This window comes from Actinomyces sp. zg296, from assembly GCF_009829695.1.
GTDB lineage: Bacteria > Actinomycetota > Actinomycetes > Actinomycetales > Actinomycetaceae > Actinomyces > Actinomyces marmotae.
Map to the genome: position 1 here is coordinate 1 of NZ_VWPG01000008.1, position 13,602 is coordinate 13,602.

The window sequence follows — 13,602 nt, forward strand, 5'->3', positions numbered from 1 at the left end:
AACAGCAGCAGCACAGGCCAAACAAAAAACAAGACATAAACAAGCATGACACGCTATCGAGTTCTCAAACAACACACCCACCCCACAACAACAACCCCACAACAGGGCCACCATCACAAGAAGGCGCGGAGGGAACTTTAACAGAATGGAGCGCTTTGGATCAAACCGAGGATCGGTGATCCCGATCTCGCGCCCCTCTGTTCAGTTCCGGCCGGTCGACCCCGGGATGACCCCGGCGCCGCGTTTGGCCGAGGAGTAGATTACGTAGCGCCCGCCGCGCCGTCAAATAACAAGTCGGTGACGGTGCCCACATAGGCACCGCCACCGACTTTTCCCAGATCAGAGGGCTTCGACCACGCGACCGCGAGCCCCCGCGTCACTTACTGCGCGCCACTGAGAGCGTCCTGCGCCCCTTGCGCACGAGGACCACTCCCCCGGCGAGCAGGTCAGCCTCGGTCACCACAGCCTCCTCATCGGTCACCTTGGCGTTGTTGAGGTAGGCGCCGCCGGCGGCGATGGTCCGGCGAGCGGCTCCGCGCCCCTTCTCCAGCCCGGCGCCGACGAGCAGGTCGACGATCGTCGACTCCCCCACGATGAACTCCGAGCTCGGCAGGTCCGCGGTGGCCGCCGCCATGGTGGCCTCGTCGATCCCGGCCAGATCGCCTCGGCCCCAGAGCGCCGCCGTGGCCGCCTCGGCCCGCGCGAGCGCCTCCTCGCCATGGACCCAGCGCGTGACCTCTCGGGCGAGCGCCCGTTGGGCCTCGCGGGCCTTGGGGTTCTCGGTGGCGCTCGCCTCCAGGCGCTCGATCTCCTCCCGGTTAAGGAAGGTGAAGACCTTGAGGAAGCGCACGACATCCGCATCGTCGACCTGGAGCCAGAACTGGTAGAAGGCGTAAGGGCTGAGCATCTCTGGGCTCAGCCAGATGGCCCCGCCCTCGGACTTGCCGAACTTCGTTCCATCGGCCTTCGTGATGAGCGGGTTCGTCATGACGTGGACGGACGCGCCCTCGACCTTGTGGATCAGGTCCATGCCGCCGACGATGTTGCCCCACTGGTCGTTGCCCCCCAGCTCCAGGGTGCAGCCGTAGCGGCGGTAGAGCTCGAGGTAGTCGTTGGCCTGGAGGATCTGGTAACTGAACTCGGTGAAGGAGATGCCCTCCTCGCTGGCCAGGCGACGGGCGACGATGTCCTTGGCGAGCATCGTGCCCATGCGGAAGTGCTTGCCGAGGTCACGCAGCAGGTCGATGGCGCTGATCTCGGCGGTCCAGTCGAGGTTGTTGACAATGCGGGCGGGGTTGTCGCCGTCGAAGTCCAGGAGGTGCTCGAGCTGGGCCTTAAGCGAGTTCGTCCACTCGGCGACGACCTCCTTGGTGTTCAGGGAGCGCTCGCCCTTGGCACGCGGGTCGCCGATGAGGCCCGTGGCACCGCCCACGAGGGCCAGCGGGCGGTGTCCGGCCAGTTGGAGGTGGCGCATGACCTTCACGGCGACGAGGTGGCCGTGATGGAGCGAGGCCGCGGTCGGGTCGAATCCGATGTAGAAGGTGAGCGGCCCGTCGTCGAGAGCCCTGCGGAGCGCGTCGATGTCGGAGTGCTGGGCGATGAGGCCCCGCCATTGCAGCTCGTCGAGGACGTCGGTCACGATCGTGTCGCCTTCCCATGGTTGACACCCAAGGCCCCGTGGAGCCCGGGTCCGGGGAGAGAGGCCCCGGCGCCGCAAGTCTGCCACGTCCGGCGCCCGCTTCCCCGCGCCGCCGCGTGCCCGGAGCGCGCGCTGGGCGCCGTCAGCCGTTTCATTCGCCGTCCAGCGGAGGGTCCGCGCCCGGCGCCAGCACCTGAACCCCCATGTCGCGCGCCGAGTCGATGAGACGCTTGTCGTAGGTGATGAGATACGTGGCGCCGCATCGGATCGCCGCGGTGAGATGGAGAGCGTCCAACGAGCGCAGACTGCGCCCTCCGACAAGCCCCGCCTCCGTGTAGAGAGAACGCGGCATGTCATAGAGCGAGACCCCTTCGAGGAGCTCCGTGACGGCCCCTTGAGTGAGAAGGCGGTTGCGCGAGGCCGCCCTGCGCAGCTCGGTCTCGAGCAGGAGGGCACTGACAAGATCAGCGTTCTGCTCGTCGATCATCTGAGCCAGTGCCGCCGACTCCGCCTCCTCCACAAGGAGTTTGAGAGCCGCTGAGGTGTCGAGGTACCACTTCATCGCTCGTCACGGATCCCAGCGAGGAGGTCCTCAGTGCTCTCCTCGAGTCGAACCCGCCGCAATTCGGAGAACCTGTGGCGACGTCCGGCGGGCTTGACGCATCTCAGGTCGCCATCGGTGGCGATCGGGGAAAGGCGCGCTACTGGGACGCCCCTGCGAGTCACCGTCATATCCTCGCCGGCCTCCACACGGCGAAGCACAACAGCGCTGTCGTTTCGCAGGTCTCGCTGACTGATTCGCGCTGCTCCCACGAATGGATTGTAGCATCACGTAGCACATCGCTGGTATGCCGTGTGACAGTGGGTCCCGCCGTCACAGAGAGGGACGCGACCTGACGGCGGCGCGCACGAGCCCCCTCCGGGCCGGTCCCAGGCGAGGGTGTAGCGGCGGTAGAAGCGGCGCCGCACCCGTGACCTCGGGAGGATCTGCGCCGCCGCCCGGCAGATCTCGGCCAGGCGCTCCAGGCCGGCCTTAAGCGGCAGGTGACGTAGGACAGTGCCGTATATCACCGTCTCGAAGTGCCCGAGCAGTCCGACGGCGTCGGCGAGAAGCTCATCATGTAAGGCCGTGTTGGGGTTCCAGTAGTCCCCGGGCATCACGCCCCTCCCTGCGCGGCTCTTCCTCGCCTGGCCTGCCTGGGCGCGGCTGCCTTGTAGGGCGAGACGGTGGGCTCCCCGTCGATCCAGAAGCGCCAGGGGAAGGTCTGGCCGTCTCCCCCGGGGCCGGCCACGCCCGTGCGCGGGCCCATGCGGATAGCGCTCGGCGCCGGAGCATTGCCGGGCCCGGCCAGGGTCAGGCTCACGCGGGAGCCGGGCGCGCCCAGTGCGACGCCGTCGTCGTCGCGCGTCAGTCCCAGCGCCCGGCACAGGCGCGCGGGCCCACGGGCCAGGTCCCGGTCGGCGCGCGCCGTCGACCGGCGTGATCGCGCCAGGTCGAGCCCCTCAACTACCTCACCGCCGCGCAGCAGCACGGCGCGGGACATGCCCTCGGGCCCGGTGACGACGTTGACGCAGTGGTGCATGCCATAGGTGAAGTAGACATAGATGACACCGCCCGCGCGGAACATCGAGGCGTTGCGGGCGGTGAGGCCCCGGTAGGCGTGGGAGCCGGGGTCCCGCTCACCCCGGTAGGCCTCGACCTCGGTCAAGCGCACCGAGACGGTTCCCTCGGAGTCGGTGGCGGACAAGACCGCCCCCAGGAGCCGCGGGGCCGCCTCCAGGGAGTCGAGGGCCAGGACCCGCCGAGTCTCCTCGGCGAGGCCGGCCCCCTGCGGCCGGAGCCCGGGCTCCGCGCCCACCGTCAGTCCTCCGGCTCCGCACCCGGCCCGGCCGGACCGTCCAGGAGCGAGCCCTCCCAGCTGAAGACCCGCAGCTCGGCACTGCGCTCGATCGCCCGGGCCAGCTGCTCGACGACGCGCACCGGGGCGGTGCCGCCGTGCCCGCGACGCGCCGCCACCGAGCCCTCGGCAGACAGGACCTCCCTCACGCCCGGGGTCAGGCGCGCGTCGACGGCCGCAAAGTCCTCATCGCTGAGGTCCCACAGCTCGATGCCGCGCTCCTCGCAGGCTCGCACGCATGCCCCCGAGATCTCGTGGGCCTCCCGGAAGGGCACCCCGTTCTTGACCAGCCACTCGGCCACGTCCGTGGCCAGGGATAAGCCCTGGGGGGCGAGTTCGGCCATGCGCTTGTAGTTGAGGGTCATGGTCTCGACCATGCCGGAAACCGCAGGAAGGAGCACCGCGAGGGTGTCGAGGGCGTCGAAGACCGGTTCCTTGTCCTCCTGCAGGTCGCGGTCATAGGCCAGCGGGAGGGCCTTGAGGGTGGCGAGAAGGCCGGCGAGGTTGCCGATGAGACGCCCCGCCTTGCCGCGCGCGAGCTCGGCGACGTCCGGGTTCTTCTTCTGCGGCATGATCGACGAGCCCGTGGAGTAGGAGTCGTCGAGGGTGACGAATCCGAACTCCTTGGTGTTCCAGATGATGATCTCCTCGCTCAGGCGCGAGACATCCACCGCCGTCATCGCCAGGATGAAGGTCATCTCAGCCACCATGTCACGGGCCGACGTGCCGTCGATGGAGTTCTCCACCGAGGCGTCGAAGCCGAGGTCGGCGGCGACGGCGTCGGGGTCCAGCCCCAGCGTGTTGCCGGCCAGGGCGCCGGAGCCGTAGGGGCTCACCGCGGCGCGGGCGTCCCAGTCCTCCAGGCGCTCGACGTCGCGCATGAGCGGCCAGGCGTGGGCGAGCAGGTGGTGGGCGACGAGCACGGGCTGGGCGTGTTGCATGTGGGTGCGGCCCGGCATGATCGCCTCCCCAGCGGCGGCGGCCTGGTCGACGAGGGCATCGACGACGTCGAGGGTGAGTCCGGCGACGTGGCGGGCCTGGTCGCGCAGGTACATGCGGATGAGCGTGGCGATCTGGTCGTTGCGTGAGCGCCCCGCCCTCAGGCGCCCGCCGAGGTCCCCACCGGCGCGCTCCATGAGGCCGCGCTCGAGGGCCGTGTGGACGTCCTCGTCCGCCGGGGTGGGGGCGAAGGCACCGCTGACGACGTCGTCCTCAAGGCGGTCCAGGGCCTCAAGCATGCCGGTGAGCTGGTCGTCATCGAGCAGGCCCGCGCCCGCCAGCGCGCGGGCGTGCGCGCGAGAGCCGGCGATGTCGTAGCGGGCCAGTCGCCAGTCGAAGTGGGTGGACACGCTCAGGGCGGCCAGGGCCTGGGCGGGGCCGCCCGTGAAGCGCCCGCCCCACAGGCTGATAGCGCCCCGGCCCTCCGGGGGGTTACTGGAAGGGGCGGCATCTGCGGCGTCGGGAGCGCGGTCGATCGGAGGCGTCATGCCCCCATCATGACGCATTCACCGGCAGGGGGTCCTCCCCGATCCTGGTCCGGCTGGGCCGCTCGGCCTCCTTGACGGTGAGGCGGTGCAGGCCCAGCCACGTGCCGATGGCGCAGGCGACCATCCAGTTTCCCTCGGACAGCAGGCGGGACTCAGTCAGGGCCTGGATCGCCAGCGCGGCGGAGACGAGGAGCGGCAGCAGCACCGAGGGCGCGGAATCGAGGTAGACCAGGGCGAGCCGTCCGGTGCGCACGAGGAGCAGCAGGACGACGGCGACGATGAGGACGAATCCGACGATGCCCGTTTGGAACAGCGCCTCAAGGTAGGCGTTGTGCGCGCTCATGGTCGGGGTGCCGTCGGGGCGGACGACGAGCGTCTGGAACACCGGGAGCCAGGGCTGCCAGTACATGACCCATCCCCATCCCAGGATGGAGTGCTGCTTCCACAGGTCGATGACGCGCTCCCAGATGATCGCCCGGCCCGACATGTCCGGGCTGCGGTTGAGCAGCGTGGCCAGGTCGTGGCGGAAGAGGAGCGCCATCAGGCCGATCAGCAGGCAGGCCGCGGCGGTTCGCAGGATCGCCTGGTAGCGCTGCTCCCGGGGCACGTGCCGCAGCCACCACATCACCACGGCGAGGATCGCGCAGATCACCGCCGCCACCGTCACCGTGGCCGAGCGTGTCAGGACGAGCGTGAGCACCGAGAGCGAGGACCACACGATGAGGTGGGAGCGGCTGATCTGCCGGTCTCTCCATCTCACGACCACGCAGATGAGGGCGAGCAGGGCGATGAAGGCCAGCGGGTTGCGGTTGCCGACGATCCCCTGGATCGGGCCTCCCTGGAGGAGCCGGTCCTCGCTCCAGAAGTAGGAGATGGGCACGCTCTCCCATCCCCTCATGTAGAGGGGAATGAGAGGGTGCTTGAGAACGAGCGCCACGTAGGCCTCGAGCACCAGGCTCAGCGCGATCGTGGCCTCAAGGGAGCGCCCCAGGGCGACCGTGAGCTGGCGCAAGGAGAGCGCGCAGGCCAGGAGGATGCCGGCCGCGGTGGTCGCCACCATGAGGGCGGAGGCGAGAAGGGTCTCGTCGGGGAACTGGGTCCAGGCGATGCTGGCCACGCACCACAGGCAGTAGGCGCATATCGCGCGGGGCAGCGCGCGCCACACGATCCGGTGCCCCTCGAGGCGGAAGGCCGCGTACAGCGCGATTCCACTGATCGCCGCGATGATGCCGAAGGGCGTCCAGCCCACGACGTTGCGGATGCCCTGCCCGGAGAAGGTCAGGAAGAAGGCCCACACGGCGAGGCCGGGGATGACCGAGCGCCCCTGGGCGCGCCCCGCGGGGGCGTCGATCTCCTCACGCTGCATTCTTGTCATCCGTGTCTGTCGGTCCTGGTCCATCGGCGCTCCCGCGGGCGATGCCGGACGACGGAGCTCCTCAGATGTTAGCCCCACATAGCGCTCCAGCGCGTCCCGATGGGCCGCGCGCGGCCAGTGCCTCCCCGCGCCACCGGCCGCGCGCTCACCGGGATCAGAAGCCCGCGCCCTCGCCGAGGCGCTCGGCCCTAGCGGCGGCGAGTTTGGGCTGCATGCCGTAGATCTCAATGAATCCTCGCGATGAGGACTGGTCGAAAGTATCGCCCGAGTCGTAGGTGGCCAGGTTGAAGTCGTAGAGCCCGGTCTCGCTGCGGCGCCCGTTGACGGTGGCGCGCCCGCCATGGAGGACCATCCGGATGTCGCCGCTGACGTAGCGCTGGGTGTCCTCGATGAAGGCGTCAAGGGAGCGCTTGAGCGGCGAGTACCACTGCGCCTCGTAGACGAGCTCGCCCCAGGTCTGCTCGATCTGGCGCTTGTAGCGGCGCTGGAGGCGCTCGAGGGTGACGGCCTCCAGGGCCCGGTGGGCCTCGATGAGGGTGACGGCGCCGGGCGCCTCGTAGATCTCCCGGGACTTGATGCCCACGAGGCGGTCCTCGACCATGTCGATGCGGCCGATACCCTGGGCGCCTGCCCTGCGGTTGAGCTCCTGGATGGCCTGGAGCGGGGTGACGGCGGCGCCGTCGATCGCCACGGGCACTCCCTCCTCGAAGGTGATGATGACCTCGTCGGGCAGCGGCGGGTAGGTGGGGTCATCGGTGTAGGTGTAGACGTCCTTCGTCGGGGCGTTCCACAGGTCCTCCAGGAAGCCGGTCTCGATGGCGCGCCCCCACACGTTCTGGTCGATGGAGAAGGGGTTGTGCTTGGTGGTCTCGATGGGCAGGCTGTGCTTCTCGGCGTAGTCGATGGCGACGTCGCGCGTCAGGGCGAGGTCGCGCACCGGGGACAGGCAGTCCATGTCCGGCGCCATGGAGGTGATGGCGACCTCGAAGCGGACCTGGTCATTGCCCTTGCCGGTGCAGCCGTGCGCCACCGTCGAGGCGCCGAACTCGCGGGCGGCGCGCACGAGGTGCTTGGCGATGACCGGCCGGGACAGGGCGGACACGAGCGGGTAAGTTCCCTCGTAGAGCGCGTTGGCCTTGAGCGCCGGCATGCAGTAGTCGGTAGCGAACTCATCGCGGGCGTCGGCGATGTAGGCCTCGACGGCGCCGCAGTCTAGCGCGCGCTGGCGGATGACATCGAGGTCCTCGCCGCCCTGCCCGACATCGACCGAGACCGTGACCACCTCTCGGCCGGTCTGCTCTCCGATCCAGCCGATGGCGACTGAGGTGTCCAGCCCGCCGGAGTAGGCCAGGACGACGCGATCAGTGTTCTTGTTCATGAAGGATCTCCATAGGAGGGGTTGTGCCGGCGGGCCGGCCTGTCGGTTGGAGGGAGCGCCCGGGCAGGGCGTGGCGCTCCTTCGGGGGGGCGGGGAGGGGATCGGCCGTCAGCGTCGTCCCGATGGGTCGGCCAAGGCGAGCAGATGCGTGGCCACGCGGGCCGCGATCTCCTCGGAGCGGGTGATGACCAGGACGGTGTCGTCCCCGGCGATGCAGCCCAGGACCCCGGGGAGCATCGAGTCATCGACGGCGCTGGCCAGCAGTTGGGCCGAGGCGGCCGGGGTGCGCAGCACGAGCTGGCCGCCGGACCACTCGGCCGTCACCAGCAGGTCGGCGCACCAGCGGGCCAGGCGGTGCGTCGTGTAGGGGCCCAGGTCGTTCTCATCGGCGCCCTCGACCACTGCCTGCGCCGAGCGCAGCTGCCCGGGCGCCCCGGCCTCGGGGACGGAGTAGACGAGCGCGCCGTCGCAGGTCCGGATCTTCGTGGCGCGCAGCTCGACGAGGTCCCGGGACAGGGTGGCCTGGGTGGTGCTCACGCTCCGCTCGGCGAGGGCCTCGCGCAGTTCGGCCTGGGATCGGATCTGGGAGTGGCCCAGGATCTGACGGATGAGGGCGTGCCTGGCGGCCTTCGTGGCCGGCGCCGCCGGAACGGCTTGGGCGAGGTGCTCGGCCCTGGTCGCGGGCGCGCCGGGATCGTTCATGCGCTCAGTCATGGCTCCCCGCAGTCGTCGAGGCGCCCTCGGAGGCGCTCGCCAGGCGCTTGGCGAGGAGGGTCGAGAGCTCGGAGGTGAAGGCGTCGGCGTCCTCATCGGACAGGATGAGGGGCGGCGCCAGGCGCAGGGTGTCGAGCCCGGGGGCGTTGACGATGAACCCGGCCCGGGCGAGGTCCTCGGCGATGGCCGGGGCGGGCCCGACCGCGGGGTTGAGCGCGACGCCGATGAGCAGTCCCAGTCCGCGCGTGGAGGCGACGCCGGGGACTCGGGCGATCTCCGACGCCCACCTGCGGCCCAGGTCCGCCGCGCGCGCCAGGAGGCCCTCGGAGCGCAGGGTGTTGATGACGGCCAGGGCGGCGCTGGCCGACACCGGGTTGCCGCCGAAGGTGGTGCCGTGCTGCCCCGGGCCGAGGAGTTCGGCCGCCTGGCCGGTGGCCACCACCGCGCCGATCGGGATCCCACCGCCCAGGCCCTTGGCCAGGGTGACGACGTCGGGGACGACGCCGGGGGCCAGGAGGTGGTGGGCCATCCAGGCGCCCGCGCGGCCCATGCCGGTCTGGACCTCGTCGATGATGAGCAGGGCGCCGGCGTCGCGGGTCAGGTCACGGGCGGCCTCAAGGTAGCCGTCGGGCATGGGGCGCACGCCGGCCTCGCCCTGGATGGGCTCGACGATGAGGGCCGCGACATCGGCCCCCATGGCGTCCCTCAGGGCGCTCACGTCCCCGGCGGGCACAAACTCGATTCCCCCGGGAAGGGGCTCGAAGGGCTCGCGGTAGGCGGCCTTGTGGGTCATGGCGAGCGCGCCCATGGTCCGCCCGTGGAAGGCCTGCTCGAGGGCGAGGACGCGGGGCCGGGAGGGGCCTCCGTGGCGGCGGGCGATCTTGAGCGCCCCCTCGTTGGCCTCGGTGCCGGAGTTGGCCAGGAAGACCCGGGAGGCGCCGGGCTCAGCGTCCGGGAGGGTCAGGGCGATGAGCTCCTCGGCCAGGCGGACCTGGGCGGGGGTGGTGAAGAAATTGGAGACGTGCCCCAGTGAGGCCAGTTGGGCGCTCACGGCCTCGATGACCGCCGGGTGGGCGTGGCCGAGGCAGTTGACGGCGATGCCCGCGAGCAGGTCGAGGTACTCAGCGCCGTCGGCATCCCAGACCCTCGTCCCGCTGCCCCGCACGAGGACGCGCGAGGGCGTGCCGAAGGTGTTCATGACGGCGCTGGCATAGCGGTCGCGCCATTCGGCGTTGCCGCCCGCGCTCCGCGGCGCGGTGGTGGTCGTCTCGGTCATAGCCGTTTCCCTCCGTCCAGTGGTGGCGCGGGGCTGTCCCCCGGGTGGATGACGGTGCCCACTCCCTCATCGGTGACGATCTCCAGGAGCATGGAGTGCGCCTGGCGCCCGTCGATGACATGGGCCTGCCCCACTCCCCCGCGCACGGCCCGCAGGCAGGCCTCCATCTTGGGGATCATGCCGCTGGCGAGGCTGGGGAGCATCTCCTCCAGGGCGCGGGCGGAGATGAAGGGGACGAGCGACGAGCGGTCCGGCCAAGCGGCGTAAAGGCCCTCGACGTCGGTGAGCATCACCAGTGAGCGGGCCCTCAGCGCGATGGCGATGGCGGCGGCGGCGGTGTCCGCGTTGACATTGAGGACGGTCGCCGAGTCGCTGACCAGCGGAGCCACGGAGGAGATGACGGGGATGCGGCCCTGATCGAGCAGGTCGATGATCGGCTGGGGGCTGACCTCGACGACGTCGCCGACGAGGCCGACGTCCACGCTGGCCCCGTCGACGGTGGCGGAGCGCTGGCTGGCGCGCAGCAGGCCGCCGTCCTCCCCGGAGATGCCCACGGCGGCGGACCCGTCGACGTTGAGCAGGGAGACGAGCTCGCGCTGGACCGAGCCGGTGAGCACCATGCGGACCACGTCCATGACCTCCGGGGTGGTCACGCGCAGCCCGCCGCGGAACTCCGACTCGATGCCGAGGCGGCCCAGCATCTCGTTGATCTGGGGGCCGCCGCCGTGGACGACGACGGGCCGCACGCCGACCTGGTGGAGGAAGAGGATGTCCTGGGCGAAGGCCCGTTTGAGGCCCTCGTCGATCATGGCGTTGCCGCCATACTTGATGACCATGGTGGCGCCCTTGTAGCTGCGCAGCCATGGCACGGCCTCAAGGAGGACCTCGGCCTTTATTTGGGGGCTGATCTGGGATGTCTCGATACTCATCGCGAATGCTCAGGTGGTGTAGTCGGCGTTGATGGTGACATAGCCGTGAGTGAGGTCATTGGTCCAGACGGTCGCCCGGGCCGATCCCGCCCCCAGGTCGATGTCGATCCGGGTCTCCCGGGGGCGCATGTCCACGGAGTCCCGGGGCTCGCCCGGGCCGCCATGGCGAAAGACGGTGACGCCGTTGATGGTCACGTCCACCTCATCAGGGTTGAAGGGGCAGGCCTCCTCGGGAACGGTCCCGAGCTGTGACAGGACGCGCCCCCAGTTGGGGTCCTCACCGGCGATGGCGCATTTGAGCAGGTTAGAGGCCGAGACTGCGCGGGCCGCGGCCTCGGCCGCCTCCTCGCTGGCCGCGCCCAGCACGGTGATGGCGATGTCGTGAGTGGCGCCCTCGGCGTCGGCGACGAGCCTGCGGCCCAGCGCACCCAGGACCTCGTGGACGGCATCGGCCAACTCGGCGTCCGTCGGGGTGATCCCGGAGGCCCCAGAGGCAAGGAGGAGGACGGTGTCGTTGGTGGACATGCAGCCATCGGAGTTGATGCGGTTGACGGTGCGCGCGGCGGCGCAGGCCAGGGCGGCCTGGGCGGCGCCGGGCTCGACGACGGCGTCGGTGGTGAGCACGCAGAGCATGGTCGCCAGCCCGGGCGCGAGCATGCCCACGCCCTTGATCATGCCGCCGATAGCCCATCCGTCGCGGACGGCCGCGGCCTCCTTGGGGACGGTGTCGGTGGTCATGATGGCGACGGCGGCCTCGTGGCCGGCCTCGGGCGTGGCGGCCAGCGCGGCGAGCGCGGCGTCCACGCCGGGGAGCAGGGAGCCCATGTCGATGGGCTCGCCGATGACGCCGGTGGAGCACACGAGGACGTCAGTGGGCTCGCAGCCGAGGAACTCTGCCACATGGGCGGCGGTGGCGGCGGCATCGGCCGCCCCGCGCTCGCCGGTGCAGGCGTTGGCGGAGCCGGAGTTGAGGACGACGGCGCGCGCCGCGGGGCCGGCGGCCAGGGCCTGGCGGGACCAGGTCACGGGCGCGGCGACCACCCGATTAGTGGTGAACACCCCGGCGGCGACCGCCAGCGGGCCGTCATTGACGACGAGGGCGAGGTCGGGATTCCCCGAGGCCTTGAGCCCGGCCGTGACTCCCGCGGCGCGGAATCCTTTGGCGGCTGTGATGCTCACGGCGCTACTCCTGACATGATGACGCCCGTGGTCTCAGGCAGGCCCAGGGCGAGGTTGAGGGACTGGATGGCGGCAGAGGCGGTCCCCTTGCCGAGGTTGTCGATGGCGCACATCATCGTCGCCACCCCGGCCGCGGCGTCGACGGCGACCTGCACATGGGCGAGGCCGGAGCCGAGGACGGAGCCGGTGGTGGGCCACGCGCCCTCGGGCAGGACGTCGATGAGGGCCTCGCCGTCGCCGCCTGAGCCGTAGGCGTCGATCCAGGTCTCGCGCAGGCGGGCCTGGGGGTCGTCGGCGCCGAGCGCGAGCGCGGTCAGGGGGGCGATGACCGTGGCGAGGATCCCCCGGCTCATAGGCACGAGCACCGGGGTGAAGGACAGGCGCGTGGTTCCCGCGGGAAGGCCCGCGACCTGGAGGTTCTGGACGATCTCCGGGATGTGGCGATGGGTGCCGCCCACGGCGTAAGCCTGGGCGGAGCCGAGGGCCTCAGCGGCGGTGAGATGGGGCTTGAGGGACTTTCCCGCCCCGGAGTAGCCGACCGCGAGGACCGCGGTGAGCGAGGAGGTGTCGATGAGGCCGGCCGCGGCGCCGGGCTGGGCGGCGAGGGTGACGGCGGTGACGTTGCATCCGGGGACGGCGATGCGCGTGGCGGCGCTCAGCGCGGCACGCTGGGCGGTTGGGCTGGTCTCGCCGGCGTGGAGGAGCTCGGGCATGCCGTAAGCCCAGGGCTCAGCGAAGGGACCGCCGTAGTAGTGCTCCCAGGCCGCGGCCGAGGTGAGGCGGTGGTCGGCACCGCAGTCGAGGAGGATCGGGGAGCGCCCCGAGGACCGAGCGGCATCCTCAATGGCGGCGGTGACCCGCCCGGAGGCCCCATGCGGGAGAGCGAGGATGACGACGTCATGCTCGGCCAGGCGCCCGGCCTCGGTGGGCTCGACCTCCCGCATCGCCAACTCGGGCAGGTGGGGGTGGATCTGCCCGAGACGCGCCCCGGCCGAGGAGTTGGCCGTCACAGCGCCGATCTCGATCTCGGGGTGCGCGGCGAGAAGCCTGAGGACCTCGCCTCCGGCATATCCGGTCGCGCCCGCGACCGCTGCTGTCCACGTCATACGTGAACCATACACGCCATTGCATAGACATGCACACGGCGAGGCCGTGGCCTCACGGAGCCGGGCTCCCTCAGGGCCGGCCGCGCAGGCAGGAGGCGATGGAGTCGGCGAAGGCGCGCACGGCTGCCCAGTCGCGGAAGTCGCCCTCGGAGGCGCCGCCCATCCTGGCGATGGTGCGCTCGCGGAGGTTGAGTTGAGCCGGGTCCAAGCGCCCGGAGAAGGTCACGTGCTCGCGCGCGTTGAGGGACAGGAGCACAGGCCCGATGCGCAGCGGATCGCTCACCCCGCCCTTGTCCACCCCCGACAGGCCCACGGAGAAGGCCCACACGGGATGGGCGGAGAGCTCCTCGCGGAAGCGGCGCGTGAAGTCGGTGGCCTGCTCGGTCCAGCGCGTCATGTAGATCGCACTGCCCAGCACGAAGGCGTCATACCCCTCGACGCTGGTCACCTCCTCAGGGCGAGCCTCATCGACGTCAAAGCCCGCCTCGCGCAGGCGCTGGGCGATGACGCCGGCGATCGAGTCAGTGGTGCCGTGGCGGGACGAGGAAGTCAGGAGGATCGTCATGACGGAAAGTCAAGCACGAAGACCAGGATCACGCTGGGACTCCAGGCCCTGAATTC

At 70.7% G+C, this 13,602-nt stretch carries 14 protein-coding genes; all 14 read right to left on the reverse strand.

Annotation, left to right across the window (positions count from 1 at the left end; genetic code table 11):
• Positions 1–376 precede the first annotated feature (376 nt).
• A complete protein-coding gene (gene tyrS, locus GVV76_RS07495; RefSeq protein ID WP_159626145.1) occupies positions 377–1,639 on the reverse strand; it encodes a tyrosine--tRNA ligase in 1,263 nt (420 codons plus the stop codon).
• 151 nt (positions 1,640–1,790) lie between these two features.
• On the reverse strand, positions 1,791–2,201 hold the full coding sequence (locus GVV76_RS07500; RefSeq protein WP_159626147.1) for a type II toxin-antitoxin system VapC family toxin: 411 nt from the start codon (positions 2,199–2,201) through the stop codon (positions 1,791–1,793).
• Positions 2,198–2,452 (reverse strand): type II toxin-antitoxin system Phd/YefM family antitoxin, encoded by a 255-nt coding sequence (locus tag GVV76_RS10660; RefSeq protein ID WP_159523336.1) that lies wholly within the window; start codon positions 2,450–2,452, stop codon positions 2,198–2,200. Before GVV76_RS10660 ends, GVV76_RS07500 begins: the two co-directional genes overlap by 4 nt.
• Positions 2,453–2,467: 15 nt before the next feature.
• Positions 2,468–2,797 carry a hypothetical protein gene (locus tag GVV76_RS10665; protein WP_201292219.1) on the reverse strand — a complete coding sequence of 110 codons (330 nt, stop codon included), beginning with the start codon at positions 2,795–2,797 and terminating at the stop codon, positions 2,468–2,470.
• Complete coding sequence (locus tag GVV76_RS07515; RefSeq protein ID WP_442858366.1) at positions 2,797–3,435, reverse strand: DNA-3-methyladenine glycosylase; 639 nt, start codon at positions 3,433–3,435, stop codon at positions 2,797–2,799. Before GVV76_RS07515 ends, GVV76_RS10665 begins: the two co-directional genes overlap by 1 nt.
• Before the next feature lie 65 nt (positions 3,436–3,500).
• Positions 3,501–5,024 carry an argininosuccinate lyase gene (gene argH, locus GVV76_RS07520; RefSeq protein WP_236263304.1) on the reverse strand — a complete coding sequence of 508 codons (1,524 nt, stop codon included), beginning with the start codon at positions 5,022–5,024 and terminating at the stop codon, positions 3,501–3,503.
• A 7-nt stretch (positions 5,025–5,031) separates the two neighbouring features.
• Positions 5,032–6,390, reverse strand: coding sequence for an O-antigen ligase family protein (locus GVV76_RS07525; protein WP_159626151.1), 1,359 nt, complete (start codon positions 6,388–6,390; stop codon positions 5,032–5,034).
• A gap of 163 nt (positions 6,391–6,553) precedes the next feature.
• Positions 6,554–7,777 (reverse strand): argininosuccinate synthase, encoded by a 1,224-nt coding sequence (locus GVV76_RS07530; protein ID WP_159523342.1) that lies wholly within the window; start codon positions 7,775–7,777, stop codon positions 6,554–6,556.
• Positions 7,778–7,885: 108 nt separating this feature from the next.
• Positions 7,886–8,491, reverse strand: coding sequence for an arginine repressor (locus tag GVV76_RS07535; protein ID WP_235905230.1), 606 nt, complete (start codon positions 8,489–8,491; stop codon positions 7,886–7,888).
• On the reverse strand, positions 8,484–9,767 hold the full coding sequence (locus GVV76_RS07540) for an acetylornithine transaminase (protein WP_159626153.1): 1,284 nt from the start codon (positions 9,765–9,767) through the stop codon (positions 8,484–8,486). The genes GVV76_RS07535 and GVV76_RS07540 overlap by 8 nt, the downstream gene beginning before the upstream one ends.
• Positions 9,764–10,696, reverse strand: a complete 933-nt coding sequence (gene argB, locus GVV76_RS07545) for an acetylglutamate kinase (protein ID WP_159523346.1) — start codon at positions 10,694–10,696, stop codon at positions 9,764–9,766. The genes GVV76_RS07540 and argB overlap by 4 nt, the downstream gene beginning before the upstream one ends.
• Positions 10,697–10,705: 9 nt before the next feature.
• Positions 10,706–11,875 (reverse strand): bifunctional glutamate N-acetyltransferase/amino-acid acetyltransferase ArgJ, encoded by a 1,170-nt coding sequence (gene argJ / locus GVV76_RS07550; RefSeq protein WP_159626154.1) that lies wholly within the window; start codon positions 11,873–11,875, stop codon positions 10,706–10,708.
• A complete protein-coding gene (gene argC, locus GVV76_RS07555) occupies positions 11,872–12,981 on the reverse strand; it encodes an N-acetyl-gamma-glutamyl-phosphate reductase (protein WP_159626157.1) in 1,110 nt (369 codons plus the stop codon). The genes argJ and argC overlap by 4 nt, the downstream gene beginning before the upstream one ends.
• A gap of 70 nt (positions 12,982–13,051) precedes the next feature.
• A complete protein-coding gene (locus GVV76_RS07560; RefSeq protein WP_159626159.1) occupies positions 13,052–13,546 on the reverse strand; it encodes a flavodoxin domain-containing protein in 495 nt (164 codons plus the stop codon).
• Positions 13,547–13,602: the final 56 nt, after the last annotated feature.

Coding starts and splice junctions, on each gene's coding strand:
- GVV76_RS07500 (WP_159626147.1), bottom strand. CDS start 2,201: ATGAAGTGGTACCTCGACACCTCAGCGGCTCTCAAACTCCTTGTGGAG.
- GVV76_RS10665 (WP_201292219.1), bottom strand. CDS start 2,797: ATGCCCGGGGACTACTGGAACCCCAACACGGCCTTACATGATGAGCTT.
- argH (WP_236263304.1), bottom strand. CDS start 5,024: ATGACGCCTCCGATCGACCGCGCTCCCGACGCCGCAGATGCCGCCCCT.
- GVV76_RS07525 (WP_159626151.1), bottom strand. CDS start 6,390: ATGCAGCGTGAGGAGATCGACGCCCCCGCGGGGCGCGCCCAGGGGCGC.
- GVV76_RS07530 (WP_159523342.1), bottom strand. CDS start 7,777: ATGAACAAGAACACTGATCGCGTCGTCCTGGCCTACTCCGGCGGGCTG.
- GVV76_RS07535 (WP_235905230.1), bottom strand. CDS start 8,491: ATGACTGAGCGCATGAACGATCCCGGCGCGCCCGCGACCAGGGCCGAG.
- GVV76_RS07540 (WP_159626153.1), bottom strand. CDS start 9,767: ATGACCGAGACGACCACCACCGCGCCGCGGAGCGCGGGCGGCAACGCC.
- argB (WP_159523346.1), bottom strand. CDS start 10,696: ATGAGTATCGAGACATCCCAGATCAGCCCCCAAATAAAGGCCGAGGTC.
- argC (WP_159626157.1), bottom strand. CDS start 12,981: ATGACGTGGACAGCAGCGGTCGCGGGCGCGACCGGATATGCCGGAGGC.
- GVV76_RS07560 (WP_159626159.1), bottom strand. CDS start 13,546: ATGACGATCCTCCTGACTTCCTCGTCCCGCCACGGCACCACTGACTCG.